This is a genomic window from Sphingomonas sp. UV9, from assembly GCF_004101245.1.
Classification (GTDB): Bacteria; Pseudomonadota; Alphaproteobacteria; order Sphingomonadales; family Sphingomonadaceae; genus Sphingomonas.
In genome coordinates this window covers 15,862-42,805 of sequence record NZ_SCIN01000002.1, presented here as the reverse complement: position 1 = coordinate 42,805, position 26,944 = coordinate 15,862, and the positions used below count along the sequence as shown (strand labels likewise).

General features: G+C 60.5%; 26 protein-coding genes and 4 pseudogenes. 19 read left to right on the top strand and 11 right to left on the bottom strand.

The features are described from left to right. Positions 1 to 322: 322 nt before the first annotated feature. The 3 genes from EQZ23_RS06510 to EQZ23_RS06495 form a co-directional block, all read right to left on the bottom strand. A complete protein-coding gene (locus EQZ23_RS06510; protein WP_164913399.1) occupies positions 323 to 826 on the bottom strand; it encodes a DUF805 domain-containing protein in 504 nt (167 codons plus the stop codon). Between the two features lie 627 nt (positions 827 to 1,453). After that, positions 1,454 to 1,654 carry a hypothetical protein gene (locus EQZ23_RS06500; RefSeq protein ID WP_128453685.1) on the bottom strand — a complete coding sequence of 67 codons (201 nt, stop codon included), beginning with the start codon at positions 1,652 to 1,654 and terminating at the stop codon, positions 1,454 to 1,456. A gap of 93 nt (positions 1,655 to 1,747) precedes the next feature. Continuing rightward, entirely contained in the window at positions 1,748 to 2,146 is a 399-nt protein-coding gene (locus EQZ23_RS06495) for a RidA family protein (RefSeq protein ID WP_128453684.1), read from the bottom strand. A 161-nt stretch (positions 2,147 to 2,307) separates the two neighbouring features. Between EQZ23_RS06495 and EQZ23_RS06490 the strand changes: the two genes are divergently transcribed. From EQZ23_RS06490 to EQZ23_RS06475, 3 genes are all read left to right on the top strand, one after another. Then, positions 2,308 to 2,847 (top strand): TetR/AcrR family transcriptional regulator, encoded by a 540-nt coding sequence (locus EQZ23_RS06490; protein WP_240663378.1) that lies wholly within the window; start codon positions 2,308 to 2,310, stop codon positions 2,845 to 2,847. Positions 2,848 to 3,879: 1,032 nt separating this feature from the next. Next, positions 3,880 to 4,779, top strand: a complete 900-nt coding sequence (locus tag EQZ23_RS06480; protein WP_164913398.1) for a LysR family transcriptional regulator — start codon at positions 3,880 to 3,882, stop codon at positions 4,777 to 4,779. Positions 4,780 to 4,883: 104 nt separating this feature from the next. After that, a complete protein-coding gene (locus EQZ23_RS06475; protein ID WP_128453681.1) occupies positions 4,884 to 5,645 on the top strand; it encodes an SDR family oxidoreductase in 762 nt (253 codons plus the stop codon). 311 nt (positions 5,646 to 5,956) lie between these two features. On the opposite strand, the gene EQZ23_RS06470 is transcribed toward EQZ23_RS06475, so the two are convergent. Continuing rightward, positions 5,957 to 6,313 carry a GFA family protein gene (locus EQZ23_RS06470; protein WP_128453680.1) on the bottom strand — a complete coding sequence of 119 codons (357 nt, stop codon included), beginning with the start codon at positions 6,311 to 6,313 and terminating at the stop codon, positions 5,957 to 5,959. A 543-nt stretch (positions 6,314 to 6,856) separates the two neighbouring features. Between EQZ23_RS06470 and EQZ23_RS06465 the strand changes: the two genes are divergently transcribed. Next, on the top strand, positions 6,857 to 8,008 hold the full coding sequence (locus EQZ23_RS06465) for a hypothetical protein (protein ID WP_128453679.1): 1,152 nt from the start codon (positions 6,857 to 6,859) through the stop codon (positions 8,006 to 8,008). A gap of 359 nt (positions 8,009 to 8,367) precedes the next feature. Here EQZ23_RS06465 and EQZ23_RS06460 read toward each other — a convergent pair whose 3' ends face one another. The 4 genes from EQZ23_RS06460 to hmpA form a co-directional block, all read right to left on the bottom strand. Continuing rightward, on the bottom strand, positions 8,368 to 8,589 hold the full coding sequence (locus EQZ23_RS06460) for a hypothetical protein (protein ID WP_128453678.1): 222 nt from the start codon (positions 8,587 to 8,589) through the stop codon (positions 8,368 to 8,370). Positions 8,590 to 9,121: 532 nt separating this feature from the next. Next, entirely contained in the window at positions 9,122 to 9,511 is a 390-nt protein-coding gene (locus EQZ23_RS06455; RefSeq protein ID WP_128453677.1) for a tautomerase family protein, read from the bottom strand. Continuing rightward, positions 9,511 to 10,584, bottom strand: a complete 1,074-nt coding sequence (locus EQZ23_RS06450; RefSeq protein WP_128453676.1) for a nitronate monooxygenase — start codon at positions 10,582 to 10,584, stop codon at positions 9,511 to 9,513. The genes EQZ23_RS06455 and EQZ23_RS06450 overlap by 1 nt, the downstream gene beginning before the upstream one ends. Positions 10,585 to 10,593: 9 nt before the next feature. After that, positions 10,594 to 11,787: an NO-inducible flavohemoprotein gene (hmpA, locus tag EQZ23_RS06445; protein WP_128453675.1), complete on the bottom strand. Its 1,194-nt coding sequence runs from the start codon at positions 11,785 to 11,787 to the stop codon at positions 10,594 to 10,596. A gap of 85 nt (positions 11,788 to 11,872) precedes the next feature. Between hmpA and EQZ23_RS06440 the strand changes: the two genes are divergently transcribed. Both EQZ23_RS06440 and EQZ23_RS20450 read left to right on the top strand, forming a co-directional pair. Then, on the top strand, positions 11,873 to 12,364 hold the full coding sequence (locus EQZ23_RS06440) for an Rrf2 family transcriptional regulator (protein ID WP_128453674.1): 492 nt from the start codon (positions 11,873 to 11,875) through the stop codon (positions 12,362 to 12,364). Between the two features lie 350 nt (positions 12,365 to 12,714). Further along, on the top strand, positions 12,715 to 12,837 hold the full coding sequence (locus EQZ23_RS20450) for a hypothetical protein (protein ID WP_276318456.1): 123 nt from the start codon (positions 12,715 to 12,717) through the stop codon (positions 12,835 to 12,837). Positions 12,838 to 13,018: 181 nt separating this feature from the next. On the opposite strand, the gene EQZ23_RS06435 is transcribed toward EQZ23_RS20450, so the two are convergent. After that, positions 13,019 to 13,918 carry an AraC family transcriptional regulator gene (locus tag EQZ23_RS06435; RefSeq protein WP_128453673.1) on the bottom strand — a complete coding sequence of 300 codons (900 nt, stop codon included), beginning with the start codon at positions 13,916 to 13,918 and terminating at the stop codon, positions 13,019 to 13,021. A 194-nt stretch (positions 13,919 to 14,112) separates the two neighbouring features. Here EQZ23_RS06435 and EQZ23_RS06430 point away from each other — a divergent pair, with 194 nt between their 5' ends. From EQZ23_RS06430 to EQZ23_RS20220, 5 genes and pseudogenes are all read left to right on the top strand, one after another. Next, on the top strand, positions 14,113 to 15,537 hold the full coding sequence (locus tag EQZ23_RS06430; RefSeq protein WP_128453672.1) for an aldehyde dehydrogenase family protein: 1,425 nt from the start codon (positions 14,113 to 14,115) through the stop codon (positions 15,535 to 15,537). 32 nt (positions 15,538 to 15,569) lie between these two features. Beyond that, positions 15,570 to 16,538, top strand: a complete 969-nt coding sequence (locus EQZ23_RS06425; RefSeq protein WP_240663377.1) for an SDR family NAD(P)-dependent oxidoreductase — start codon at positions 15,570 to 15,572, stop codon at positions 16,536 to 16,538. A 41-nt stretch (positions 16,539 to 16,579) separates the two neighbouring features. Further along, positions 16,580 to 17,578, top strand: coding sequence for an NAD(P)-dependent alcohol dehydrogenase (locus tag EQZ23_RS06420; protein WP_346427812.1), 999 nt, complete (start codon positions 16,580 to 16,582; stop codon positions 17,576 to 17,578). 152 nt (positions 17,579 to 17,730) lie between these two features. Then, positions 17,731 to 17,974, top strand: a pseudogene (locus tag EQZ23_RS06415) (transposase); the annotation flags it as partial. A 76-nt stretch (positions 17,975 to 18,050) separates the two neighbouring features. Next, a pseudogene (locus EQZ23_RS20220) lies at positions 18,051 to 18,726 on the top strand (transposase); the annotation flags it as partial. A gap of 123 nt (positions 18,727 to 18,849) precedes the next feature. Here the strand turns inward: EQZ23_RS20220 and EQZ23_RS06400 are convergent. Together EQZ23_RS06400 and EQZ23_RS06395 are read right to left on the bottom strand one after the other, a co-directional pair. Continuing rightward, positions 18,850 to 19,360 (bottom strand): annotated as a pseudogene (locus tag EQZ23_RS06400) (IS481 family transposase); the annotation flags it as partial. 177 nt (positions 19,361 to 19,537) lie between these two features. Next, positions 19,538 to 20,212: a nitroreductase gene (locus tag EQZ23_RS06395; protein ID WP_128453668.1), complete on the bottom strand. Its 675-nt coding sequence runs from the start codon at positions 20,210 to 20,212 to the stop codon at positions 19,538 to 19,540. Between the two features lie 78 nt (positions 20,213 to 20,290). Here EQZ23_RS06395 and EQZ23_RS06390 point away from each other — a divergent pair, with 78 nt between their 5' ends. From EQZ23_RS06390 to EQZ23_RS06355, 8 genes and pseudogenes are all read left to right on the top strand, one after another. Beyond that, positions 20,291 to 20,743, top strand: coding sequence for a MarR family transcriptional regulator (locus EQZ23_RS06390; RefSeq protein ID WP_240663376.1), 453 nt, complete (start codon positions 20,291 to 20,293; stop codon positions 20,741 to 20,743). 520 nt (positions 20,744 to 21,263) lie between these two features. Further along, positions 21,264 to 21,593 carry a hypothetical protein gene (locus EQZ23_RS06385; RefSeq protein WP_128453667.1) on the top strand — a complete coding sequence of 110 codons (330 nt, stop codon included), beginning with the start codon at positions 21,264 to 21,266 and terminating at the stop codon, positions 21,591 to 21,593. Between the two features lie 371 nt (positions 21,594 to 21,964). Continuing rightward, on the top strand, positions 21,965 to 22,255 hold the full coding sequence (locus EQZ23_RS06380; RefSeq protein WP_128453666.1) for an integrase core domain-containing protein: 291 nt from the start codon (positions 21,965 to 21,967) through the stop codon (positions 22,253 to 22,255). A 457-nt stretch (positions 22,256 to 22,712) separates the two neighbouring features. Beyond that, positions 22,713 to 23,105 (top strand): response regulator, encoded by a 393-nt coding sequence (locus tag EQZ23_RS06375; RefSeq protein ID WP_128453665.1) that lies wholly within the window; start codon positions 22,713 to 22,715, stop codon positions 23,103 to 23,105. 490 nt (positions 23,106 to 23,595) lie between these two features. Beyond that, complete coding sequence (locus tag EQZ23_RS06370; protein WP_128453664.1) at positions 23,596 to 24,270, top strand: response regulator transcription factor; 675 nt, start codon at positions 23,596 to 23,598, stop codon at positions 24,268 to 24,270. After that, complete coding sequence (locus tag EQZ23_RS06365) at positions 24,267 to 25,577, top strand: HAMP domain-containing sensor histidine kinase (RefSeq protein ID WP_128453663.1); 1,311 nt, start codon at positions 24,267 to 24,269, stop codon at positions 25,575 to 25,577. Before EQZ23_RS06370 ends, EQZ23_RS06365 begins: the two co-directional genes overlap by 4 nt. 198 nt (positions 25,578 to 25,775) lie before the next feature. Further along, positions 25,776 to 25,970 (top strand): annotated as a pseudogene (locus EQZ23_RS20215) (transposase); the annotation flags it as partial. Positions 25,971 to 26,032: 62 nt separating this feature from the next. Continuing rightward, positions 26,033 to 26,407, top strand: coding sequence for an alpha/beta hydrolase (locus EQZ23_RS06355; RefSeq protein ID WP_128453661.1), 375 nt, complete (start codon positions 26,033 to 26,035; stop codon positions 26,405 to 26,407). Positions 26,408 to 26,944: the final 537 nt, after the last annotated feature.

Here is a 26,944-nt window from a genome sequence, read left to right as displayed (position 1 = left end):
GAGCTATTTCGGTAGCGGTGAAGCCTTCAGCGACGAGGCTCGAAACGGGGACGTCGTATCCTTCGGCAAGCAGGACGCGCCGTAGTTCGGCGTAGGTCCGAAGCGCCATCAGCCTTCGTGTCGTCGTGTCCGATCGCCGGACGCCTACAAACAAATGGAGAGCCCCGGATGATCTGGATCGGACCAGCGCGGCATCTCCGGCCTCCACTCCGGCCAGGACGGCAGCATGTTCAGGTGATGACTCGGCAACGCGGGTCGGTACTCGCTCCGGTCGTGCATCCGGCTCACGTCGCGCGGGGCAAGGTCGTTGGTTCGTCATTGTTCAGCCTTTCACGTTCGACCGGCGCGAGCACTTGCATGACGGCCACGACATCGGCAGGTTTCCGTCGGCGGGATACGGCAGGTTGGTTGAGCAGCGGATGCAACGGACGACAGTGCATTCATCGACGCTCGGTGCGCACCACCACCGCACCAGCATCAGCCAACCGGCGACGGGCACAAGCAGTCCGAGCATCAGCCAGCCGCTACGACCCGTGTCCCGCAGACGGCGAATGCCCAGAACCGGCAGTCGGTAGGCAAGTGCTCCAGCGACAACGATCGGGAAAAAGTGGGGCGCTGCAACCTGCACGGTGCCGAACAGGAACCAGTCCATGGCGTAGGCCCCGACCATCAACATGCACGCGACCAGGGCAGCGGACCAGTAGCGTTTTCGGTCGAACCGTCGAGCCGCGTCGGCGCACCCGAACAGCGACATCGCGCCATACGCCGTCACCTTCAGGAATGGTTTTACGACTGCACGTACCGAGCTCCATAGAAGCTGCTCCATCCCTGCGGGACGCGGCTCCGGGAATTCACGCCGAGCGCGCCCGAGCGACCGTCTGCGTCGGGAGGCCGGATCGATAGACGTGCGGTCGCCGGAGTATCGGTCTGCGGACCCTGCGTGTGTGCATTCCCTCCGCATGATCGATCCTTCGTGACGTCCCTGACGGGGCACCCGCTAGAGAGCAGGTCAACATTGCGTGAACATGGGCTCGTTTGGGCATCAGCCCGATGGAAGTTCAACCCACACGATCGTGCCCCCTCCGGGCTCACCGAGTATCGAGACGCGTCCGTCATGCCGCTCCACGACCTGCTGGACCAGGTTGAAGCCAGGGGCACTTCCTGTCGCACGCGGGCGCAGCTAGTGGAACGGTTCGAACACGCGCTCACGCTCCTCAGCGGGTATTCCCGGAGCCAGTTGTAGGGCTCCTGGAAATCAAGCTCGACCTCCAGCGGGCCCTCACCGTCGCGTCGCCCCAGTAGCACCCGGATCATGTCGGCGTGGCCGTGGTAGCCTGCTGATGGAGCGACATGCCCCTCAACAGTCCGACTGTGCGACGGAGATCGGCCCAGGCGTCGAGCAACGACCGGACGAGATCGGCACGTCCGTTGCGCGAGGCGAGGCCACGAGGCGTTAGTCGTAGTCGGGACTGGTTTTCCTAGGTACTTGCTTCTCGATCAAGGCATGCTCGGCGACCGATGAGGCGAGCGCATCTGCATCTCCTGCGTAGATCGCCACTGCCGGTCGCAGCCGCTCGGTCCGCGCTGCATCCGTTATGTCCTTTGCTTCGATCAGGCCTGCGGCTTGCTGCGTGCGGTACCGAATGCGGATCACGACTTCTCCTTCAGCCTCAGCGGCCTAAGCATCGTCCGGGATTCCAGGTCGGGGGGTAAGTGGCGGCGACATGACATCGCCGCCAACCGACTTTCAGTTCACCGTCGGAATACGAGCGATGACCTTGATCTCGAATTCGTACCCACCCAGCCAGTTTACACCGACAGCCGTCCAGTTCGGATATGGCGCTTCCGGAAAGGTCTCCGCCTTCACGGTCATCACGGTAGCGAACTGGTTTTCGGGATCGGTATTGAACGTGGTCACGTCGACGATGTCGTCAAAGCCGCACCCGCCGGCCTTCAGCGTCGCTTCCAGATTGGCGAACGCCAGACGGACCTGCGCCTCGAAGTCCGGTTCGGGCGTACCATCGCTGCGACTGCCGACCTGACCCGACACGAACAGCAGATCTCCTGACCGGATCGCGGCCGAATAGGTTTGGGATGTGTAGAGGTCCTGTCGACCAGCTGGAAAGACGGCGGTGCGCTTAGCCATGTTGTAATCCTCTGATAGAAACGCCGTCCCACTCACAGACACGTGATACATACGGCTCGTATGTAAATATGCCATACGAGCCGTATGTCAATGCTTGGCTCAGGCATTATATGGGTCCAATGAAGCGAGCAGAGATAATTGAGCAAACGCGGGAAAGGTTGTTGAACGCTGGACGCAAGGCGTTCGCGCGGTACGGCTATCACTCCGCGTCGATGGACCAACTGACGGCGGACGCGGGCCTGACGCGTGGGGCCCTCTACCATCATTTCGGTAGCAAGAGGGGCCTCTTCGAGGCCGTGGTCGAGCAGATCGACACGGAGATGGCAGAACGCCTGCGTGAAACCCTGGAGCATTCGACCGATCGGAAGCAGGCGTTGTTGGACGAGGGAATCGCCTATATCCAACTCGCGTTGGATCATGACTTCCAGCGAATAGTTCTGCGCGACGGGCCTGCGGTTCTGGGGGCGCCGATGCACTGGCCGAGCCAGAACGCGTGCCTTGCGGGCACTATGGAGAGGATTCAGTTCCTGGTGGACGACGGGCAGATCGCGCCGCTCGACGTGGAAGCGGCCGCTAGGCTTCTCGACGGCGCGGTGCTGGACGCCGCCATGTGGATCGCGGCCTCGGATGATCCGTCGGCGGTGGCGGAAAGAGCGACTGTTGCGTTCGTTCGTTTGGCGAAGGGTTTGATCGCAGGTTAGATTCTGAGTCCAGTCGTAGTCCACTGGGTATTTAGCATTCTTGTCAAAGAAGCGTTTGAACTGTCCTCGTCCGTTTTCGATTGGGAGATACGGTCGGTGCAACATTCAGAAAGCAACAAGACGAACGTGGCCTCCTTCTACGAGACGATGTGCAATGCATGCCATCCGCGTCGGGCGGTCGCTCTATACATGGGATCTGAATATATACAGCGTAATTTGGGGGCGGCGACGGGAAAGGACGCATTCTTTGAATATCTCGAACGGATGGCTGAGGAACCCCTTATTAAAGAGGTGAAAGCACTTAAGGTAATCTCCTAAATTATTTGGGTAGTTATCCACTGCAGTCAACATTGACTGCGCAGTTAGGACTATACTTGAATAGACATATTCTGGCTTGATGAAGCCGGGAAGATCGTTGAACATTGGGACGTACTTCAGCCGATACCTAGGAAGTCGGTCAATCCGAACGGCATGCTCTGATCCACAAGCCAGATCCATGACAACGCGTGGAAGGGGGCTTTAAGCGGCGGTTCGATGGCGCGGACCTAGCCGTCGTCGATAGGTCAGGAGCTATCGGGACCACGAATACGTACAGACAGTAGGAGAACCAGAGTGCTAGGCTCGCCTGAGACCGTCGTCTTGCAGGCGCATGCGATGAAACGGGAACTTACCTGTCACTCGGCCAGATGACGGCGTACAGCAGAGACGAGGAGCAAGCGGTGGAAGTTGCGCCAACGGATGACGCGGTAGGGCTGCGGCGTGTTGTTGTTTCATGTCGGAGCGCTGGTGGCTCCGATCTGGCTCCGTATGGGCGGCATAGGAGGCGCGGCCGCATCAGACGCGTGTGGCTGCGAGACACACGCTGCGAGCACATGGTCTTCGCGACTTCGAAAACCGAAGGACATGTCTTGAGTGTCGACGTCTTCGTTGTTCCGCGAGAGATCGGAAATGCGTGCCGCATTTCCGACGAGCGCCCGCTGGAACGTCGTGAGCCGTCGAACGGCTTCAGCCGTGCGATGCTTAGCTAAGGCTATGTCCGACCGCTATTATTCCTATCTCCGCGCGCTACGCTGCATCATCGACAGAGGCAGTTTCGTGGCAGCTGCCAGAGAGTTGCGCATGTCGCGTTCTTCGCTCAGCGAGACGATCCGGCGCCTCGAAGGCGACGTCGGCGTCCAGCTGCTGAATCGGACCACGCGAAGCGTGAGCCCCACGCCCGCGGGTGAGCGGCTTGCCTTGCGTTTCGGTTCGGCGTTCGAGGAGATTCAAGCTGCCCTGCGCGAAGCCACGGCGACCAGCGGCGAAGTCGCCGGAACGGTGCGGGTCCATGCACAACGCCTTGGATATGACCTCTTCCTACGTTCTCTTCTGCCAAAGTTCGTTCGCCGTTATCCGCGGATCAGCGTAGAGGTCGAGATCGACGATGCCGGCGTCGACATCGTCTCGGAACGGTTTGATGTAGGAATACGGCTCGGTGAGCTTCTTGATCAGGACGTGATCGCATTTACGCTTCATCGGCCGGTGCGACAGGTCGCTGTTGCCGCTCCGGCCTATCTCGATCGCCATGGCATGCCGCTTCATCCTCGTGAACTCAAAGACCACCTGTGTATCGGCTTCCGTTGGCCCGGCCATGCGGCCTTGTACAATTGGGAGTTTTGCGAGGATGGCGTTTGGTTCTCCGTGCCCGTTTCCGGTCCGCTGACCTTCAACGATCAGCGAGCCGCACTCGACGCCGCGGTGGCCGGGGCGGGCATCGCATTCTGGATCGAGAGCGAGGTTCAGCCACTGGTCGCGAACGGACGTCTCATACCCATGCTGACGCGCTATTCCGCATCCTTTCCAGGCTTTTCGATCTTTTATCCTCCTCATAGGTATCGCTCGACGGCGGCCACGACGTTCATCGATGCGGTGCGTGGCAAGTGGACGCCGTGAGAGATTGTGCACGTAAGGCCGGATGACCCTTACGGAAAACACGGTATTAAGATCGTCAAGCGGTAACTCCAGATGGTGTCCTCAACATCATTAGGACGCCGACGATGCATATGAACAACATTCCGGGGGTTTTCGCAGGCAGGGTCGCGATCGTTACTGGAGCCGCAAGCGGCATCGGTCGCGCGACGGTCGATGTGCTTCACGCGCGCGGTGCATCGATCATCGCCGAGGACAGCGATCCCGAAGTCAACGGCCTCGCCCAACCAGGCATCTTTCCGCTCGTTGCGGATGTGGCGGAGGAAAGTTCCGCTCGAACGGCCGTGGCGGCCGCGATCGAGCAGTTCGGGCAGTTGGACGTGCTCGTCAACAACGCAGGCATCATCATCAACAAGCTGGTAGTCGACATGACGCTCGACGACTGGGACCGCATCTTCGCGGTCAACATCCGCGGTGTGTTCCTTCACTCGCGCGAGGCAATACGCGCGATGATCCCCAACCGGCGCGGCGCTATCGTCAACGTGGGGTCCTATGCCTGCTTTCAGACGTTTCCCTCGATCGCAGCCTATGCATCGTCGAAGGGTGCGCTTGCACAGTTCACGCGGACGCTCGCCGTGGAAGCGATCGAGCATGGCATCCGCGTGAATGCGGTCGGCTCGGGGGATACCGTGACCAATATCCTGAATCACATCCACGAGAACGGTCCTTCTGCACTTGCTGACTACGGCAGAAGCGCCCCGATCGGACGGGCGGCTCAACCCGAGGAGATCGCAAACGTGATTGCCTTCCTGGCATCCGACCAAGCGAGCTTCATGGTTGGATCGATCGCAATGGCTGACGGCGGGAAGAGCGTGGTGCTGCCTGCCTGATCCCAATCCAATTCCGTTCGCTCGAATGACGTGGGAAGTTGCACGGGGGAGACACCACCTGCTGCCCCCTCCCACTTAACAGCCCGCGATCGAACGGGCTCGGCCGGTGCATAGGCAATCCGCGTTGACTAGCGCCATGCTTACGCGCCGGTCGTGAGCCGGCGGGGTCCGGAGCTTCCTCGTCGAGGAGCTCTTCAATTAGCGCACTAAGATGAAATAAACGTCGATGCTGCTTCCGAGCTCCGTGACGAACCCGGAACTCGGTCTGAACTGCTAGACTTTAGTCGGCTCGGATTGTTCTGCCGCGTTCCTTACTGGCTCGCCCCATCCATCGTCGTAACGTTCAAGGCATCAAGATCAATCGAAGCGACCAGACGCAAATTGACGACTGTCATGGTGTTGCCACCCGGCCCCGGTGCGAGACGCTTTCCAAAAGGTTGGCATCCGCATACCGAACAGAACGGATGCTCGATGATATGTTTATTAAAGTGATATTTTGTCAATGAGCTTTCGCCTTTGACGATCGTGACCGCATCGGCCGGCACGAGAGCAAGTATAAAGCCTTTGCGACGGCAATACGAACAGTTGCAGGCCAAAGCCTCGGTCGGCTGTTCCGCATCGACCTCGAACACAATGGCGCCGCAATGACAGCTGCCCTGATAACCCATGTTTTTTCTCCAATTAGAACAACGCGTTTAAACGAGTTTCATTGCGTGGAGATTGCGGCGACCTTAGCTGCTGCCGGGCCCATGGAACCCAAGTCAGGCTACATCCAGCCTGCTTCTCGAAGGTCCATCGGGCTGCCCTCGGGCGCCGCCATGATCGCAGCTGCCAACAATTGAACCGGGACCGCTCAAGCGCGATCTCTCGAATACACGATCGCAGGTCGCGGTCATCACCGCGCCGATGCGCATAGCGCATCGACGATCGATCCACGCCAGGAATGGCGCAGGCCCGACCTTCGCTAATGCAGAAGGTCTGCCGAACATTTTCGACAGCCCTTCGGCAAGCGGGCCTCACCTTTTATTTACGCAACCTCGTTCCGCACTGCATTGCCGAGCATAGCATTAGTCAAATGCCCCTTCAGTCGTGCGCTCGCGTTCACGGACCTTTAGCTTGCGCGACTGCGACACGTCCATGCCACCATGGGTAGCCCGTGCCGTTCGACGCAGGTGCTCAGTTCGCGGATGACCCGGCGCCCTAACAGCGAGGTGTCCACGATACATGCCAAGCATTCCGGCAAAAAGACACCATTTCAAGAATGGCCGACGTTGACGAAAAACCGCCATCAAATACAGCGCGATGAGAATAGGTATGCATTCGGCGCGGTGACGCGTAGGCTATTCGCCTTGGAGCCATCGATCTTGCAACAGAGCCATATGAGCAAAATAAAGTTAGCGGGCGGCGTGACTGCGGGAAGCAGGTTGGCTTGTGCAGCTGCCGCGCTTACCTCGGCCACTTTCGTTGTGAACCTCAACTCGCCGATATCTGCTGCTTCGGGCCAGGTCACACCTTCAGTATCGAACCGAGCGCCAGAGGCGCAGCTTACCAGCGCTACCGTGACCCTGCCGATCGTTATGGTGCGAGAATTTCCGTTCGTGCAGGGGGAAATCGCCGGTATCAAGGGCAAGTTCATGCTCGACACGGGCATGCGAGACGCCCTTGTTATCAATGATCATCGGGTGCAGCTGAGCGGCGGAACCCGGATCGGCAGCGGCTTCTTCGGTAGTGGACAGACCTTCGACATCCGCCTGCATGCAGCCGTAGACGATATTCGTATTGCCAACATGCGCTTTCCCCGCGTGACCAGCGTGAGAAGCCAAGATGCGCGGATGCTGGAAGGGATCACGCCAGACTTCCTTGGCTGGATCGGTTACAACTTTTTCAGGGATCATGCCTTGAAATTGGATTACAGGCGATCAAGGGCGACGTTCTATAAAAAGGGGCCGCAGCAGTATCTTCGCGGAGAAAAGGTCGTTGTCGTTCTGCCTTTCCAGACACGCAAGCTACCCAATCATCCACTATTAATGGCCCAAATCGGCGGGTTGGATGCAATTGTCAGTCTCGATACCGGCATGAACGGGGCGCTTTACATTTCGAACGCGGATAGAACCGGCCTACTTGCGAATGGCCATCTCAAGCCGACGTCAGAACCCGATGCGTTTGATACAACCGGTGTTCGGATTGCCAACATGGTAGATATTACGCTGCAGTCACTCGAGGTTCAGAAAGGGCCGTCACCAGCATCGAAATCAATTGGCGTGACCGAAAACACCGAACTTGAGCTCGGTTACGCCTTCCTAAAACAGTATAAAACAGTCTGGGATTTTCGTCAGAAGAAGCTCTATCTACTCTCGCGCTAATAAATTACCGCGTCGGGGAGCGATCGACGTTGCCCCGACGTCCTCTATCGCTGTTCCGGCTGTCCCGATCAGGAATCCGAGGGAGACAGTCGCGAAGCCGATCGCGCTGAAAGCCCTCGGCTGCTTTCTCGTTCTCAACGTCGCGGCGTTGCGTAGGCTCAGACGGCCGGAGATCCGCGGCCGAAACCCTGCGGACGTGGCGATCTCGTTGGCGGTACGGTCGCGTCGCTCCCCTTGCGCAAAGCGCTGTGCAGCTTGGGTCGAGGCGAAACGTCCCAGCATCGCTCCCGCACTCTCGCGTACGGTCCGGCTGCCGTCGGCATCGCGTCCGACGACCGGCATTGCGGGCTCCATCGTATTCATGACTTCGAGTTCTCCGGGGACAGGAAGGTGTCACGAGTTCGGGGCCACCAGCGCTCGCCGACCTCGATGCCATCGAGCAGATGGTGGCCGAGCATCGTCAGCACGCCGCCGGCACTCGCTCCGAGGAAGCAGATAGCGGCAGAAGCGTAGACAAACACGCTAGCGGTCTGAGGAGTGACGTTCGTTGCGCACAGGCGTGAAATGGCGGTGTACGCCATTTCACGGAGGAGAAGTCCCGAAGCGCGCGATCCAAGATCCGCACGCCGTGACCGATGCCACGCCGCCGTGCCACAATCCTTGTTGAGGCAATCCTGTTATCGACTTCGGCATAGCAGTTCGAGATCGTTTTCCGCCCGTCTACGAAGCGGTCGCATAGTGCTAGAAGTTTCGGATGTCATGGCATTGCTTTGCATCGTTCCGCAGGCGGTAATCGACCCGAAGCTACGAACGGTGCTTCTCCGACTTCCATCACGATTTCAACGCTCACACGATCGGTGTGCAAGGCGTCGCTGACTATGCAACGGCTTGCGAAGAAGGGAGCCTGGTACTTTGAAAGGGGGCTTAGGACTCACAAAGCTTGAGATGGATCGGCCCGGAACAGCACGATGGGGATCAAGCGCGCACGGGGTGTAGAACCAGGTTTCCCAGCGACGCCCCCCGCGCAGCGCCAGTGGTCGTTGATCGACGAAACCGAACGGTTTCCCGCCAGTAGCAGCATCGACACGATCGGTAGGATGGGCCCTCCCGCATTCACAGGTCGCCAGTGAGAAACTGCGCCTTCCCGAATCCGAAGCTCCAGTCCGCGTCGCTGTTCTCGAGCACGGAGAACATCACGTCCTGCGGCGCAACGTCGCAGCGTTCGGCAAGGCCCCGCGTCACCGCCCCATAGAATGCCTGCTTCATCTCCTGCGAGCGCGGACGCGTCGTCATCTGAATCAGAACACGCTGCCCGGTACGCTCGAAGCCAAGCCCAGTATCCTCCATGATCAGGTGGGAGGCTTCATGCTCGATGACGATCTGATAGCGGTCACGGACCGGCACCTGGAACGCTTCTATCATCGCTTCATGAATCACCTGCTGTAGTTCGGCGACGGCCTCTGCCGGACGGCCCTTCACGATATGGATGTTGAGCAGCGGCATTACCGGTCCTTCCGAGTGCGGACGGCGTACAGCTCGTCCTTAAGTGTTTCAACGAGAGTGGCAGCAGGCATGGCGCGCGCAAGCGGTGCCCCCTGCCCCGCCCATTGCGCCCCGAAGCCGTGTTCATCGCGCGCTCGTGCAACAGTGTGCAGGGCTTTGCCGGCGTCGTATGCAATGGGGTAGTCGGGCGGCCGCCGCTCGGACAGTTGTTCGATCAACGCCGTGAAACGATTGGCGATCGCCCGCGCAGGGCGTCCGGAGATCAACGACGTCAGGGTTGTGCGATACGCTCCCGGACCGTTCAATGCCGCGCGGTAGGCATCATCGGCGGCGGACTCCGGACAGGCTACGAACGCAGTACCGAGTTGCGCTGCGACCGCGCCGAGGTCTAGGGCCGCCGCGATGCCTGCCCCATCCATGATCCCGCCCGCAGCGATGACAGGCAGTTTCGTCTTCCGCACCAGCAGGCGCGTTAGCGCCAGCGTACCGAGAGCATCGTCGGGCTTTGCCGGATCGAAGACGCCTCGGTGTCCGCCCGCCTCGATGCCCTGCGCCACGATAGCGTCGATCCTCGCCGCTTCGATCTCGTGCGCTTCCTCCAAGCTGGTGGCTGTCGCCATCAGGTAGATGCCGCGCGCGCGAAGGGCGGAGAGCGCATCTGCGGGCGGTAAGCCAAAATGGAAGCTGACGACGGGAGGCTTCAACGCGAGCAGCGTCTCCAGCATGTCGGCATCGTCGGCAAAGCTCCTATAGATCGTACGGAGCGCCTTGGGCGGCTCGGCGTCGAATTCGGCGAACAACGGCGCAAGCCATTCCAGCCATGCGCGTTCGCGCTCCGAATCAGCCGTGGGGCTGGCGTGGACGAACACATTGACGTTGAAGGCGCCGTCGATGCGATCGATGCGCGCTCGAGTTTCTTCGATCATCGCGCGGGCACCGTCGGCGTCGGTCGCGCCGACCCCAATCGATCCAAGCCCGCCGGCATTCGAGACCGTTGCTGCCAGTGTCGGTGTCGAGACGCCAGCCATAGGAGCCTGAACGATTGGCAACGTCATGTTGAGCCGGTTGAGCATTCTTTCCTCCTATGCCGCAAACGCTTCATCAGTCGGACCGAACAGTTCGTAGTGGACCTGGTCCGATGGTATGCCCGCTTCGATCAGACCGGGAACGAAGGAGCGCAGAAAGGGACGCGGACCGCAGAGGTAGAAGTCGGCTTCTTCGAACGGCGTGTTGGCCTTCAACCACTCGATCGTGACCAGCCCGGCTTCCGCATCGTCCGCTTCGCCTCGCCGTTCGTAGAAGGTATGGACCCGTGTTCCGCCGTGCAGCTCCGCCAGTTCGCGAATGTGCGCATCGAGGGCATGCGCCTCGCGGCTCGCCGTGCCGTGAACGTACCAGACGCGAGCGGACGAATGCGCGTGCGCGATCATCTCCATCATGCTGACCATCGGCGTCAGTCCCACGCCGCCGGACAGCAGTACGATCGGGCGGTCAGGCACGTCGGCGAGAAAGAAGTCGCCGGCAGGCGGCGTGGTCTCGACGATCGCGCCAGGGAAGCCATGATCGTGCAGAAATGCCGACGCACCCCCGTCCGCCTGCCGCTTGACGGTGATGCGATAATAATCGTCGCTGGGGCCGGACGAGATTGAAAAGTTGCGCTTCAGTCCGGGCAAGCCCGCAGCGTCGAAGCGAAACGTGAGATACTGACCCGCAAGATGGCGTAGCACCGGACGACCATCTACGGGCTTGAGAACGAAGGACACGATGCCTTCGCTTTCTGGCCGTCGTTCGGCGATGACGAACCCGCGCCAATCGGTCCACCCGCCCTCATGCGTCATGATCTCCGTGCGGATCGTTTCTTCGCGCCCCGTCAGAATACCGGCGAGAAACCAATATGCCTCGCCCCATGCGGCGAGGACCTCCGGAGTGGCGGCGTCGCCCAGCACTTCCTCGATCGCGCCAAGCAGGGCCGTTGCGACGTACGGATAATGCTCGGTCCTGATGGCGTAGCCGATATGCTTTTGGGCGATCCGTTCGACCGTAGGCCCGAGGACGCCAAGATTCTCGATGTTGCGGGCGTAGGCAAGGACAGCGCTTGCCAGGGCATGAACCTGTGCGCCGTTCTTCTGATTGGCTGTGTTGAATAAACCGGCGATGCCTGCGTCCTCGAAGAGCCGACGATACATCGCGCCCGTGATGGCGCCGCCATGTTCTTCCAGCGCCACAACGGTAGCCTTTACGATGGCGATTGTTTGCAGGGACGGCGACGCGGACATGGACGACTCCAATAAGGGGTATTCGTGATACCTCTATTAGGGCGCCATATACATGCAAGTCAAATACCTGTATTGGCGAACTCTTATGAAGCTGACCCGGTACACCGATTATGCGCTTCGCGTGCTGATCCATCTCGCCGTGCACGAGAACGAACTGGCCTCGATCGGTCGGATCGCGTCGCGCTATCTGATCTCGCAGAACCACCTGATGAAGGTCGTCCAGGGCCTAAGCCGTGCGGGCTTCGTGGAGACGATCCGCGGGCGGAACGGCGGTTTGCGTCTGGCGCGGCCCGCGGCGGATATCAACGTCGGCGAGTTGGTACGCCATACAGAAGGCGGCTTTAGTCTGGTGGAATGTGGTGGATGCGTGATCGCCCCAGCGTGTGGCCTGCCCCGCGTCCTGGCAGAGGCGACTCAGGCGTTCCTCAACACGCTCGACTGCTACACGATCGCGGACCTGTCAACCCGGCCGGCCGACCTGCGAGCGCTGTTCGCGTTGCGCGATACGGACGCCGAAGTCCCGGGCGATGTTCTCGGCTCGGACGGCATCACCCAATGTGACGATCGGCCTAGTTGAGCGAGCGGCTGTGGACCTCTGCGCCGACGGATGCCGAACGACCGGCATCGATAGAGGTTGGCTCTCGCTTTCTGCGATCTCAATCGAGCTGCGATCCTGACCGAAAGCGATCCGGGGAGAAGCACGGGGTGATCCTGATATTGCGTTGATGTCGGGCGTTTTCAGCGATCGAACATCCGACGAGTCGATCATCACCGAATATCCATCCGCCGTGAGGTCCTCCCGGCTCCGTGAGGAAGGCCGGAGGTTCGGACGCGCTACGAAAATGACGGATGCTGATTCCAATAGGATTGGCGACGGCAACGAGTTGACTGCCTAGCCAACGGCGCCGGCAAGACGATCAGGCTGGAATGAAAGTCAAGTTGACGCTCGCGGGCACGGGGCGCAGCCAGGTGCCGCTGTTCGAGCAGGGCCAGGTGCAGACCTTGCAAGCAGTGGTCGCTGGCCTAACTCCGAAGATGGCATTGCGGTAGTCTGCACGACCGGAGCAATTGTCGCCAAGCTGACCGAATGGTTTACTTCGGTAAACGTGGCGGTCGCAGAAGGGCCTTCGGAGACGGGCGATCGTCGAAAACCGCCGAATGAATGCCGGAAACTCGTCCCAAGTTGGATGAGAAACCGGGGGCCCCTCAGCTAAGCGGGTGGGCTTCAGCCTTAAATCATGACATTCAGGAGGCCCTTCTCGCCCTCCCGCATGAAGAGGGCATCCTGCTTGGGCGAGCGATGAAACGTGCGCGAATATTCGCGACTAAATTGAGACGCACTTTCGTAGCCGACTGCGCGTGCTGCCTGCGAGACGCCGTTGTCACGGGAAAGAAGATGTCGTGCCGCCTGCAGTCTTAGGGCCTTTTGATACTGCAGCGGACTGGTCGCCGTTGCCTGCCGGAAATGCCGATTGAACGCCGGCAAGCTCATGCCGGCGAGCCCGGCGAGCGTACGTGCAGGTAGCGGTTGATCGAAATGTGCTCGCATCCAGTCGATCACCCGGTTGATCTGCGTAAGGACGCCGTCATCCCGCGCATATTGGCGCAATAGGCCACCGTGGCGGCTCTGAAGGAGCCTATACAGAAGCTCACGCTCGCGAGGCACTGCCAGAGCAGGGACGTCGGCCGGCGCGTCGAGCAGCGCCATATGCTGATTCCAAGCCTCGAGCAGCGCAGACGAGCTGTCGTCGAGGCTGAAACTCTCGGTGGGGGGAACGCCAATCGGACCCGAGGTCTCGGCCAGCAATTGCCGAAGGAGGCTCCGGTCGATCGTAAGACCCACGGCCACATAGGGCTCGCGCAGCCTCGTCTCGTAGAGACAACGTGTCGCCGGCAACTCCACCAGCGAAGCGAATGATCGACCGCGACCTTGGATGAGAAACTCCTCACCGAGCGACAACTGTTTCCGGCCCTGGACGACCAGACAGATCCCGACACCACACATCGTGTTCTCCGGTACCGGCGCCCCGCGAAAAATGGCGATGCTCAGCCGTGGCACGGCCGTAGTCATCTGAGACTGATCCGTATGGCGCAGCGCACGGTCTCGCATCTGTTCGAGCAGGTCTTTCATGAGGGCTATCTGAGCAGTCCGATGCCCCACGGCAAGATTGCGATCGGATTGGGCAAAAACCTGATCGTATCCGACATTCAAGCAACTGCGCCTCACCGCCACCTTCAGGGACAGGCAACGCGGTTCGCGGGCCGGCCGGGCAGCAGATGGCCGGCCCGCCGGTTCACCTCGTACCTACTGAAATGGAGGATCATATGCGCAGTTATCTACAACAGTACATCGCTGGCGAGTGGGTCAATAGCGACGGCGGATCGATTGACCACGTCATCAATCCGTCCACTGAACAGCGCGCGTCGGAAATCGTGCTCGGCACGCCAACCGATGTAAATGCGGCCGTTGCCGCTGCGCGGAACGCCTTCGCCAGTTATTCTCGAACCAGCATCGAAGAGCGGCTGGCCCTCATCCGCCGCATCATCACAGAATTTGAGGCTCGCATCCCCGATCTGGCCGCCGTAATCAGCGCGGAAGTCGGCTCACCTATCGATTTCGTACGCGAACGCCAGGCACCGTTCGCCAGAACGCATTTCACTGGTATGCTCGACACCCTCGCCACATTCGAATTTTCTGAGCAGTTGGCGGACGTGCGTGTTGTCCACGAGCCGATCGGCGTGGTGGCTTTGATCACGCCGTGGAATTGGCCCCTCCTGCAGATGTGCGCGAAGATCGTTCCTGCGCTGGCTGCGGGTAACACGATCGTTCTCAAGCCGTCGCGTCAAGCACCCGGCGCTGCTGTCATCCTCGCCGAGATCCTTGCTAAGGCAGGCGTGCCCGCGGGCGTATTCAACCTCGTTCAGGGCGAGGGTTCCACCATCGGCGACGCGCTCAGCCGCCATCCCGATGTTGATATGGTCAGCTTCACCGGCTCGACCGGCGGCGGCATTGCCGTCGCGAAAGCGGCGGCCGACACCGTGAAACGCGTTCATCAGGAACTTGGCGGCAAGGGGCCAAACCTCGTGCTGCAAGGCGCCGATCTGCCAACTGTCTTGCCTCCCACCATCGAAGGCGTGCTCGAGAACGCCGGTCAAAGCTGCATTGCGCCAACGCGGTTACTCGTCCACCGAAGTCAGACCGAGGAAACCGAAACGATCCTCAAGGCCATTTTTGACGCGACGAAGGTCGACGCCGGCGGCAAGCCAGGTGACCATATGGGCCCGGTCATCAACGAGAGCCAGTTCGACAAGATCCAGAGCCTTATCCAATCGGCCATCGATGAGGGTGCAACCCTCGTCGCGGGCGGGCCAGGGCGGCCTGACGGTCGACCAATCGGGTATTTCGTTCGGCCGACCATTCTGACGGGGGTCACGCCTGAGATGCGGATCTTTCGCGAGGAGATCTTCGGTCCGGTTGCGACGCTCACGGTCTACGACGATCTGGAAGAGGCAATCACGCTGGCGAACGACAGTGACTTCGGTCTCTCGGCGACCATTTCCGGCGATCCGGCCGAGGCTGCCAGGATCGTTCCGCGAAACCGGGCGGGGCTCGTCGCGATCAATGGCTGGCTTGGCAGCACGCGGGGTTCCTTCGGCGGCTACAAAATGTCCGGCAACGGCTATGAAGGCGGGAAATACGGCCTGGCCGACTTCCTGTTAATGAAGAGCATCGTGGGGGAAGCCGCATGATCGCCGCGAATCCCGGGCAGGAAGGTCCGTCCGTGCTCGCCGGCGCCCATAAGACTGCGGACGATATCCTGCGCGATGTCGATCTGGCGGGCCTGCGCGTCCTCGTGACGGGCGTGTCCTCGGGCGTCGGCATGGAAACCGCGCGGGCGCTCGTCGCGCGCGGGGTGACGGTCTTGGGAACGGTGCGCAGTCTCACCAGCAGCGGCGAGGCATTGGCGACGATCCACGCGGCAGCGGCGCGCGGCGGAGGAGGACTAACCGTGGCCCAGCTCGACCTTTCTTCGCTGACCAGCGTTCGCGCGTGTGCGGACCGGCTGCTCGCCGAAGGGCTGCCGCTCGACGCCGTGATCGCCAACGCCGGCGTGATGGCTACACCCCTCGGCCGGACGAGCGAAGGTTTCGAAACGCAATTCGGGACCAATCATCTCGGTCACTTCGTGCTGGTTAACCGGCTTGCAGCGCTGATCGCCAGTGGGGGTCGCATGATCAGCCTTTCTTCGAACGGACATCGCGGCGCTGACGTCGATCTCGAAGACCCCAATTATGAGCGCACCACCTATGACCGGTGGCAGGCCTATGGACGTTCCAAGACTGCGAACATCCTTTTTGCCGTCGAATTCGACCAGCGACATCGCGACCGCGGCGTGCGAGCGAGCGCCGTGATGCCGGGTACAAGCGAGACGCCGCTACTGCGGCACTTGTCGCCGGACGATGTGGTCGCGGTGTTCGGCCAGATCGCCGCCGACCGCGCAGCCGCCGGGATTGCGCCGCTCGCGCTCAAGTCGCCGCAACAGATGGCGGCAACGTCGGTCTGGGCGCTTGTCGCCGACGCAGACAGAGTCGGCGGCCGTTACCTGGAAAACTGCGCAGTTGCTGCGATCGACGACGTGCCCGGCATCCGGGATGGCGTGATGTCCTACGCCCTAGATCGGGATCGCGCGCGACACCTTTGGTGCCTCAGCGAGGAGCTCGTCGGCGAACGCTTCGATTTCCAGTCCTGAACATCTAATCCCGCAAACGAAAGTCAGTCACCATGAGAGCAATGATATTGCAGGCCCCTGGCGGCCTAGACCGCATCAAGCTGGCAGAACTCGAGCCTGCGCGAGCGCCGGGCGCGAATGAAATCCGCGTTCGGCTCGCCGCGAGCTGTATCAACTTCCACGACTATGGAGTGGCCAATGGAACGGCGCCGACCGAGGACGGCCGCATCCTGCTGGCGGACGGCGCCGGCGTCGTCGAGGCGATCGGCAAGAACGTCGTCGATTTCTCGCCGGGAGACGCGGTCGTGAGCTGCATCTTTCCACAATGGTCCAAAGGCGCGCCCCAGGTGAGCGACTTTTCTCAAACGCCGGGCGATGGCGTTGATGGCGTCGCGCGTGAGGAAATCACGGCATCGGTCAGCGCTTTCACCCATGCGCCCGCCAGCTACACCATGGCAGAATCAGCGACCATAACCACCGCCGGCGTGACCGCCTGGCGCGCGCTGATGGTCAACGGCCCCCTCAAGCCAGGCGAAACCGTGCTGGTTCAGGGATCAGGCGGGGTTTCAATTTACGCCCTGCAGATTGCCAAGGCGGTGGGAGCAGTGGTGATCGCGACGACGTCCTCCGACGCAAAGGCGCAGCGCCTGCGTGCGCTCGGCGCAGACCATGTCATCAACTACCGCGACGAATCGGAATGGGGTCGGCGCGTTTGGGAGTGGACCGAAGATCAGGGGGTGCACCACGTTATCGACGTGGGCGGGCCGAGCACGCTGGCCCAATCGCTGGAAGCGGTGAAGATCGGCGGGCATATCGCGTCGATCGGGATCCTGGGTGGCTGGGAGGCCGCGCTACCGATGGTGCCCATCTTGACCAAACAAGTCCGGCTGCAGGGCTGTCTCAACGGATGCAGGCAGGATCAGGCCGATCTCGTCGCGTTCCTCAGCACGCACGCAATCCGTCCGATCATCGATCGAAGCTTCCCGCTCGAGCAGCTCGCCGAAGCCTTCCTGCATCAAGAAAGCGGTTCGCACTTTGGCAAGATCGTTATCAAGATCTGAGCTGGCGCCCGTCCGTCTCTCGCATGAGCGCCGGAAGGGCGCTTCTGTGGGAATCAAACTGAGCCTCCCCCCTTCGAGTTGTGCATCGACTATGAGAGTCTGGATCAAAGAGGAGACGACGAAGGCCTGCGAAGACGCACAAGCCCAAGGAGATCATCCGGAAGCTGCCTGACGTTGAGATCGTGTTGGGCCGGGGTTGGACGACCGCGAAGGCATGCCGGCGGATCGCGGTCAGCGAGCAGACCTACTACACTCTGGTGCAAAGAATATGGTGGCCTGCAGACCGATCAGGCTCAACGGATGAAGAACCTGGAGAAGGAGAACCTGCGGCTGCGGCTGCGGCGTGCGATCTTCGACCTGACACCGGACAAACTGATTCTGCAGGAGGCGGCACGGGAAACCTTCTGAGCTGCTGACCTGACCCCCATTTTTCAGTTGGAGCTAGAGTCCGACCCGAAGAGGGAACGGACAGATGAAGCGGAAGCAGTTTTCGGAAGAGCAGATTATCGGCATCCTGAGGGAGGCTGAGGCGGGCGCGGTAGTGACGGATCTTTGCCGGCGTCACGGGATGTCGAGCGCGACCTATTACGTGGAAGGCCAAGTTCGGCCGCCTGGAGGTGTCCGATGCGAAGGCGGCTGCGGGCGCTCGAGGAGGAGAACGCCTGGTCAAGCGGCGGCTGACAGACGCGATGCTCGACAACGCAGGTCTGGAGAACCTGCTCTGAAAAAAACGGTGACGCCCGCCACGAAGCGGGAAGCGTTCGCACATATCCAGAGGGCGCTGGGATGAGCGAGCGGCGGACGTGCTGTGGCATCGAGGCGGATCGCAAAAGCATGCGGTATCGCTCGTGCCGATCAGATGATCGCGCCCGCGGTCCCGTCTGCGCGAGTTGGCGCAGCGGCGCCGGCGGTTCGGCTATCGGCGGTTGAACATCCTGCTGCGCCGAGACGGCATCGCGATCAACCGCAACAAGATCCAGCGGCTCTACCGCGAGGAAGGTCTGACGGTGCGTCGCCGGAAGCGACGAAAGCGCGCCGTGCGAGCGGTGCTCTACACGTCGATCTCGGGCAGGCGGGTGGTACGTGAACTGGCCGATCTGATCGCCGAGCGTGGCGCGCCCAGGATGATCGTCAGCAACAACGGGACCCTCAGAACGCCGGAAACTCACCCTCCAGGTTGGATGAGAAACCGGGGGACCCTCACAACAACGGTCGGTCTCTGGTTGCCGCTGGATGAACGACGGGGGTCACGTCAGCGGATGCTCTACAGACTGGATGCCGTTGTCGGTCGGGATCGTATCGATCCGGTACGGCACCGCTTCCAGCAGGTGTCCAAGGAACTCCCAGGCTGTTCGCCTGTCAGCGTTGTCGACGAGCTGGGTGACCTCGAACTTACTCGTGCGGTCGATGCCGACGAACAGGTAAAGTTTGCCCTCGGCAGTATGAACCTCGGCGATATCCATGTGGGAAGAACCCGATCGGGTAGCGTTTTAATCTCTGTCGCTACTGCTTGTCCCCCGCACTCCGCGGCAGACGAGATATGCCGTGCCGTTGCAGGCAGCGGTGCGCGACTGCCTCCTCGGCTTGGGTCAAGGTCGTGGAGTAAGGAGCCTTCCGCTCGGTCTTCAGATCCTCGACCGTCGCCCGCTTGCGCCACTTGGCAACCGTCTTGAGGTTGATCCCGAGCTCTCGGCTCAGCGACGAGAGCGAAGCTTGCGATCGCTGCATTGCTGCTCTGACGGCGTGCGTGGTCATGGCGCTCCCGTGTCGTACTTGTCCCATACGGCTTCCTTCCATTCGAACGAAAGGATCGCACCGTCAAATCGTGGGATCAAACATTCCTGAAACCCGTCGTGGTCATGGATATAGGAAGCGATCGCCATGATTGTTACGACCGGAATTGCCGCAATTGCGGTTCGACCGTTTCCGAAAATTGGAATCCGGTTGGCTGGCTCTGGCCTAGTGGTGAAATGTAACGGTTTCGTCGACAGGCGCTTTTTCGATACGGTACCTGCTTGCGGCGGACGTCATGTCGGGATAGCCGAAAGAAATACCGAACAGCATCTTCATTGCCGGATCGATGCCTAGCACCTCCCGTGCCGTATCCGCGAAAAACCCCAACAACGTTTGTGGCACACCGCCAAGTCCATGGGCTTCAAGTGCCAGCAGGAAGGTCTGCCCATACATTCCGACATCACCGGCGATGCGCACGGAGTGAAACGCCGGCATGAACAGAAGACATACATGCGGAGCGCCAAAAAACTCTAGGTTCTTTAGCATGGTGGATCGGCGTTCGTCGAAATCCTCGATGGCGACACCGAGCGCCTGATAATATGCCGCTCCCTGCGCTTTTTGCCTTTCGCGGTACGGGCCGTAAAACTCGCCATAGGAAAATGGAAAATCCGGCGTCATTCTGCCCTTTGCCTCCGCTTCCAGCATTGCCCTGCTGAGCCTGTTTCGGGTTTCGCCAGAGACGATATGGACCTGCCATGGCTGAATGTTGGCATTGGACGGAGTATGTCGGGCATCGTCGGCCACCGCTCGGAGCAGATTTGCATTTAACGCTGTGGGAAGGAAACTACGGACCGACCGACGATTGCGGACGACCTCGTGAAACGAGCGAGATTCAGGCACCTTGTGGAACTCCGGTTATGGCAACATGGTCATGAGACCACTAACGAAAGCCAGTGCGGCATATATCTAGTTCGCAAGATGTATGCGCGCAAGAGAGATTTGGAAATGAGTTCACTTGAGGTCAACACGTTGCTGTCGTTCGCGCTCTATGGAGCGGCGAACCGGCTGGTTCGTATGCACAAGCCGTTCCTCGATCCGTTGGGGCTGACATTCCCGCAATATCTGGTCGTGTTAGAATTGTTAGGGCATGCGCCGCGTTCAGTCGGCGAGCTAGGAGCCAGGCTCGGCATGGATACCGGGACGATCACCCCGTTGATCAAACGTCTGGATCAGGCCGGTCTTGTCGCGAGACAGCGCGACACACACGACGAGCGCAAGGTGTTCGTGACTTTGACGCCTGCTGGGGAAGTCCTGAGGGATAGCGTCTCCGCCGTTCCTCAACAGATCGAGACCGCGTGCCAGATTTCAAACGAGCGCGCTCGAGAACTCCGCGAGGCTTTGGACGACGTCGGACGGCCAAGGCGAAGCTGAGCTATACGGTACGCGCGTGACATATCGCTTTCAGACAAGCTCTCAAATAATGAGCGGCGAGTCTCACGAGAGGGATGGCGTTGCTTGAATGATGGCGAATGAGTACGCCTGCCACACCGACTTTCCGATAAACGAACCCATAGCGGGACAGTCGCCGGGCGATCGCGCCGATAGCCGTCCGGGCACCCCCTTTCTGACAACCTGTTGCCGATTGCTCGTTCCCGAATGGCGTGTTGGAAACGGAGAAACGGGAAAGATCGCGCTTAGCGAATTGATGTTATCGGGGCACGGATCGCCAGCCTGAATGTCCGGGCGTGGGCAAGACTTGGCCGGCAGCGCGGGGCTTACAAGACGTCCATAATCGGACGCTGAGAGGGCCCTCTTTGCTCCCCAACTCCGGTCTCTCGTTAATTCTCAAACCCGACGTGAGCGGCTCGCGCCGCCATACCCGGCTACTGCAATCCCATTCTCTGCTACCGGATCGGTCGATGCGTAGGCTCTTGCCTTCCTTGCCTGTCTGATGCTCGTCCTGACCGTTTGGGTCGGGGTAGCGCATCCGGCTGAAATCGGTGGGTGCATCGAGACGAGCCAGTACGAAGCCGCGTCGCAGTTCGATGGCGACGGCGACGGCGACGGCGATCAGGTCGCTGCCGACGCCGACAAGGGCTATCGGCACTACCATGGCAGTTGCCACGCCCACCACATGGGTGCGCCCGACACCGACTCGGTGTCCGGCACGACCGGCCCGACCGGCCCGGCCGGCCCGGCCGGCTCAACGCTGGTGTCCTTCGACGGTGCCACGCTCGTCGGCCGCGATGCCGACGCAGCCCTGAGACCACCCCAGGCCTGACACGTTGATCGGGTGCGCCGTGCGCCCGCGTCGGCTACCGGCGGCTGGGGATCCTGGTGCGGACGTGGGGGCAAGGGCATAAACCTGACGAAGGTGTACCGGCCGTATCGCGAGGCAAAACTGACGGTGAGCGAACGCAAAGGGCGCAAGCGCTAGGGACAAGGGCGCCGATGGCGATCCCGCAGGAACTCAACCAGCGTTAGTCACTCTATTTCGTATCGGCCTGATTTGCCTGCTGCCGTCGTTTCGTATGCCGGACGTTATCTACTACTGGAGCCGAATTGTCTGAGGCGCATAGTCGATATCTTGCTGTGTGTCGGCGGGTCGTTCTTGAGCTGAGCGCCATCACCAAACGTCGCAGGCTGCAGCGCATGGTGGTCAGCGACAATGGCGCCGCGCTGAACACTCACGCCGTGCTCGCGTGGTGCAAGGACACTGGGATTGAGTGGCATCGCATCGCGCTGGGCGGGCCGCAACAGAACGGTTTCGTCGAAAGCTTCAGCGGTAGCTTGCGCGACGCGAGTCTGAACGAACACCTGTTCCCAACGCGGGCCGCAGCAAGACGGATCATTAAGGCATGGTGGACGGACTGCAACACCGTTCGCCCGCACCGCAGCCTTGGCGGGTTGGCACCTGTCGAGTTTACGAACCGCCGCCGCTAGGCGCATACAGACACCGAAGCCAGATTATTAGCGGCCTGAAAACGGGGAGCATGTCATCCTAGACCGGTTATGAACAATCGCCATGCTCCATTGTCCATTATGACAAGGCGCATCTGCAATGCTGTGGGAGGCCGTTCACGTCGCCAGATGGTCGCAATATCGATGGGGCCCGGTCTGGCATTGCCGGGGGTACGTACGCGCAGTCCAGAAACGAGTGTCAGATTGACGATCAGCGATTTCTGCGAATTCATTGATAGGTCGGGTGATCTTCTCGGCTGAACGTAAGGCTACGCCCACATGGTTACGTCTACGATCAGGGCGCATCGTCAAGTTGGATCGAGTGGTGCGGACCAATGATGCACCGCTATTTAAGCATCCGAGGACGTCAGATAATGTTCGATGAAAATCATGCCGTCGCCTCAAACCATCCGTCTATCCAGCTGTCGGGCAAGCCGGAGTGAACGTCCTGTTTATCGAAGACGACGCAATGAACAGGCGGGTTGTCAAGGACCTGCTCAATGTCGCAGGTGCAACTATGGTAGAAGCGGAAGGCGCTGAGCAAGGCCTTACCATTCTTGATCACCAAGATTTCGCAATTCTCCTTATTGGTTTGCGAATGCCTGGCGTGGACGGCTTAACAGCAATAAAGTTCATTCGCGCTCGTTGTGACGCTAAGGCGGCCGTCCCGATCATCGTCGTTACGGCGGACTTCGCGCCGACTTTACGGGAGCGATGTTTGGCAGCTGGTGCGGACGATGTGATATTTAAGCCTGTTGCGATGGACGCGCTTTTCAAGGCGGTCGGCACAGCGTTAGCCAAGCATCACCCCAACGAAATCATTATCCCTTAAAGTCAGCGTAAATCATCATTCGTACGTAGTAATGGTCCTCGCGCTGGTAATAATACGAATTATCGCGGAGGATATGTGACATGAAGGACGGCTAGCAAAATAGCTTTCTCATGTTGCTGTATCGTCAAATCTCGCGGACGACGCTTGTCATCTCATCGAGACAATACCAATCCATAAAAAGATTGCGTATTTCTTCTAGCAACTATGGTTCTTTAACTTGCAACATATATTGCAAGATAACCTTTCGTTACAGCGGAACGGCAGCTGAGTTCGGCGCGTCAGAGGTTACGGACGACTCGGCCATGTCTCAACGGACTTTCGGTTCTTCACTGCCTCGTCGCGATACCGCAATGGGTTTCTAGTTTCCTTCTGCGCAATGTTCCCACAATATGGCACCGTTATAAACGCGATCCAAGTTGCCAAAATACGCCTTCGCCGATCCGATCGGTCTGGACATGATGCGCTAACGCTACTGATTTAAGGTGGATCGATGAGAGTTCTGCTGATCGAAGACGAGCCTGAGCTCGCGGAAACGCTACGCGGCGCGATGGAGCGCGAGCGCTTCGTTGTCGACCATGCCGACCGTCTGGAGGTCGCCCGGGAAGCGGCGCTGCAGGCGCCCTTCGACCTGGTCCTGCTGGACCGAACCCTCCCGGACGGGGACGGACTGACGCTCGTCCCGGCTCTTCGCGCGAGCAACCCCGGACTTGCCATCATCGTGCTGAGCGCACGCGGAGAAGTCGCCGATCGCATTGCCGGCTTGGACGAGGGTGCCGACGACTACCTTATCAAGCCGTTCGCGCTCGACGAAATGTTCGCGCGCATCCGTGCCGTGCGGAGGCGACCTGCCGATCTGGCAGGCGAAGAGATCCGTGCGGGCATGCTGGTCTACGACCTGTCGAACGACGAGGTGGCGGTTGGCGGCGTGCGACTGGAGCTTCCCCGTCGTGAGCTCCGCGTCCTCGCGGCGTTGTTGAAGCGTCGTGGGAGAACTATGATGCGAGAGACGCTCGAGCAGGCGGTCTATGGTTTTGACGACGAGGTTCAGTCGAACGCATTGGATTCGCACGTCTCTCGCCTTCGCCGAAAGCTCGCCGACGCCGAGGCCGGCGTCGAGATCCACGCGATCCGGGGCGTTGGCTACCTGCTGCGCGAAGCGTCGTGACCAAGCAAACCTCTCTCAAGAGGCCGTTGATCATTCTTCCGCTCGCCTTCAACTTCCTGGCGCTGCTGGTATCGCTCGCGATCCTGCTGGCGGTAGCGCTCCGCGTGGACAGCGGCGGGCCTTATACCGATGAGCAAATCACCCCGGTTATTGCTAGAGCCATCGTTCGTCGAGACGATGGCAGCCTCGTCGTACGCCTGACCCCGGAGCTCGGGAAGCTGCGCGCGGCGAGCCCTGACTTCTGGTTCATCGCCGAAAATGATGCGGGTCGAAGCGTCTCGCTTGGACGGATACCCGGCCACTTCGCATCGCTCGTCGGCAGACTACCCGACTTCTCCTACGCCCAGTTCCGAGATCGCCGGGCACCTTATGACTTGGCCGCCGTAATCCGGAAGGAGGCCGCGCCGGCGGGCACGCTGACGATCCTCGGACATGGCAGGCTCACCGAGCCGGGCTTTCTCGTTGCAGTGGCGTCTAACATCATTCTCGCGCCAATGTTCCTGCTGCTCGTGCTCACCTCCCTGATCGTCACGCCATGGATCGTCAGGCGGTCGCTCATCGGCATCGCGCGCATCGCCAAGGAGGCCGAAGAGATCGACACGGATCGACGAGGTCGACGGCTGAGCGAGGAGCACGTCCCATCGGAGATCGCGCCGCTAGTCCGCGCGATGAATGACGCGCTGCGACGCTTGGACGAGGGCTATGAAAGGCAGCGGCGGTTCATCGCATCCGCGGCTCACGAGCTGCGAACGCCAATCGCCATTCTGCGCGCGAAGGTGGACGCTGCGTCTGATCCGGTAACGCGCAGCTTGGGGAGGGATGTCCAACGACTGGGCACCCTTGCCGAACAGCTGCTCGACCTCCAGCGGCTCGACACCGATCGGCACGATGAGGAGTTGAACCTTACCGCTTTGGTTCGCCAGGTCGTTGGAGACCTGGCACCCTTGCTCATTGCGTCTGAGCGGACCATCGAGGTCCAGATCGAAAACACGATGCCGTGTCGCGGAGATGCAGCGGCCATTGAGCGTGTGCTGACGAACCTCATCCAGAACGCGATCGAGCACGGCGGACGTCATGTCATGGTCCGGGTGGTCGGGTCCGCATTCGAGGTGCAGGACAATGGCCCCGGCATACCACTTGAAGAGCGCGAACGCGTGTTCGAGCCGTTCCACCGATTGCGCCCGCGCTCGACCGGAAGCGGCCTTGGCTTGAACTTGGTCCAGCAGGTTGTGGACCGGCACGGCGGCCGCGTGTCGATCGTCGGCGCGGACGGCGGGGGGACGATCGTGCGGGTCGAACTTTTATAGAACTGAACGCTTGCTCGCCCAAACCCTGCACCGTGCCGTTTGAGTTCATGCCTATCTGATCCCGATGACATGCTGAGCGAAGGAGTCGGCTCCTAGCCAATACTGGATAGCGGCTTAAGCACATCGATTGCGGATTAACTAACGTGCTCACCAGATTTCATGCCATTGGTAAGTTAGCTTGTCAGATGAAGATGAGTGATGCGGCGAGGCCGATTTACCGAGGATCGGATCATTGGCGTGCTGCACGAGCATGAGGCTGGCGTGAAGACCGGCGAGCTGTGTCAGAAGCACGGGATCGACGACTCGGCGTTCGACAACTAGAAGACGAAATATGGCGGTAAGACCGTGTCGGAGGCGGCGCGGTTGCGGACGCTGGAGGACGAGAACCGCCGCTGGCCGGGGTCATTCATCGAGTTCGAGGCGTTGGTCGCCCCACTAGCGGCTGACGGCACGAAGTGATCGTACCGTCGCTGCCGAGTTTTGCCTTCTCCAATCCGATCACCGGCATCATCGGCCCGCGCCGCGCCGGCACACTCCTCCATGGGCTGATGCGAAAGCTCGAGGATGAACGCTACATCGTCCAAGGCGGTGACTGGGGCGCGCATATCGCGAGCTGGTTGGCCTACGAGCGGCCTGACGCCTTTATGGGTTTCCACATGGTGAGCATCTTCGCCGAGAATGCCGAATCCACGACAGCTGAGGAGAAGAAGCCGATTGCGCGCCGTGATTCCATTCTGGATACTGAATCAGGCTATAGCCACGAGCAAAGGACGCGACCGCAGACTTTGGACGTGGCGATGGCTGACAGTCCGGTCGGTGTAGCAGCCTGATTCTGGAGAAATTCGGCAACTGGGCGGACCTGCCTCGGCGTACCGACGGCAGCCCGGACCTATGGGCCCATTCCACCGAGGAAACGCTGCTGACGAACATCATGCTGCATCTCGCGCCGTCGGCCGCCGTGACCGCGACCTAGATATACCAAGGCCAGCGCGAGGAAGGATCGGATCGCTTCCTGGCAGGCAGGCGCGTGAAGACACCAATGGGGATTGCTGCGTTCCCCGATCCTGTGTTCCTTTTGACCCCGCGCTCGTTTGCCCAAAAGACATATAATGTGACCCATTACAGTGAGATGCCGGCCGGGGGTCACTTCGCGGCGCTGGAGCAGCCTGAAATATGCTCGCTGATTTGCGAGCGTTCGTTGCGACGTCGGCGGCAGTCGTCCCTGATTGAGATACCTCAGGCGCAGATGTGTCGCATCACGCTCACGGTGCATGGCTTCAACGGCCGTGATCGCGACCGCAGCATCGATGCCGCGCGGCTGCGGCAGACGAGCCCACGCCCGGGGCTTACAGGTCGATGGCGTCAAC

Coding starts and splice junctions, on each gene's coding strand:
- EQZ23_RS06440 (WP_128453674.1), top strand. CDS start 11,873: ATGAAGCTGACCCGGTACACCGATTATGCGCTTCGCGTGCTGATCCAT.
- EQZ23_RS06435 (WP_128453673.1), bottom strand. CDS start 13,918: ATGAAAGACCTGCTCGAACAGATGCGAGACCGTGCGCTGCGCCATACG.
- EQZ23_RS06390 (WP_240663376.1), top strand. CDS start 20,291: ATGTATGCGCGCAAGAGAGATTTGGAAATGAGTTCACTTGAGGTCAAC.
- EQZ23_RS06370 (WP_128453664.1), top strand. CDS start 23,596: ATGAGAGTTCTGCTGATCGAAGACGAGCCTGAGCTCGCGGAAACGCTA.
- EQZ23_RS06470 (WP_128453680.1), bottom strand. CDS start 6,313: ATGGGTTATCAGGGCAGCTGTCATTGCGGCGCCATTGTGTTCGAGGTC.
- EQZ23_RS06455 (WP_128453677.1), bottom strand. CDS start 9,511: ATGCCGCTGCTCAACATCCATATCGTGAAGGGCCGTCCGGCAGAGGCC.
- hmpA (WP_128453675.1), bottom strand. CDS start 11,787: ATGTCCGCGTCGCCGTCCCTGCAAACAATCGCCATCGTAAAGGCTACC.
- EQZ23_RS06385 (WP_128453667.1), top strand. CDS start 21,264: ATGCTCGTCCTGACCGTTTGGGTCGGGGTAGCGCATCCGGCTGAAATC.
- EQZ23_RS06420 (WP_346427812.1), top strand. CDS start 16,580: ATGATATTGCAGGCCCCTGGCGGCCTAGACCGCATCAAGCTGGCAGAA.
- EQZ23_RS06430 (WP_128453672.1), top strand. CDS start 14,113: ATGCGCAGTTATCTACAACAGTACATCGCTGGCGAGTGGGTCAATAGC.
- EQZ23_RS06480 (WP_164913398.1), top strand. CDS start 3,880: ATGTCCGACCGCTATTATTCCTATCTCCGCGCGCTACGCTGCATCATC.
- EQZ23_RS06460 (WP_128453678.1), bottom strand. CDS start 8,589: ATGGCGTACACCGCCATTTCACGCCTGTGCGCAACGAACGTCACTCCT.
- EQZ23_RS06450 (WP_128453676.1), bottom strand. CDS start 10,584: ATGCTCAACCGGCTCAACATGACGTTGCCAATCGTTCAGGCTCCTATG.
- EQZ23_RS20450 (WP_276318456.1), top strand. CDS start 12,715: ATGAAAGTCAAGTTGACGCTCGCGGGCACGGGGCGCAGCCAGGTGCCG.
- EQZ23_RS06380 (WP_128453666.1), top strand. CDS start 21,965: ATGGTGGTCAGCGACAATGGCGCCGCGCTGAACACTCACGCCGTGCTC.
- EQZ23_RS06495 (WP_128453684.1), bottom strand. CDS start 2,146: ATGGCTAAGCGCACCGCCGTCTTTCCAGCTGGTCGACAGGACCTCTAC.
- EQZ23_RS06510 (WP_164913399.1), bottom strand. CDS start 826: ATGGAGCAGCTTCTATGGAGCTCGGTACGTGCAGTCGTAAAACCATTC.
- EQZ23_RS06475 (WP_128453681.1), top strand. CDS start 4,884: ATGCATATGAACAACATTCCGGGGGTTTTCGCAGGCAGGGTCGCGATC.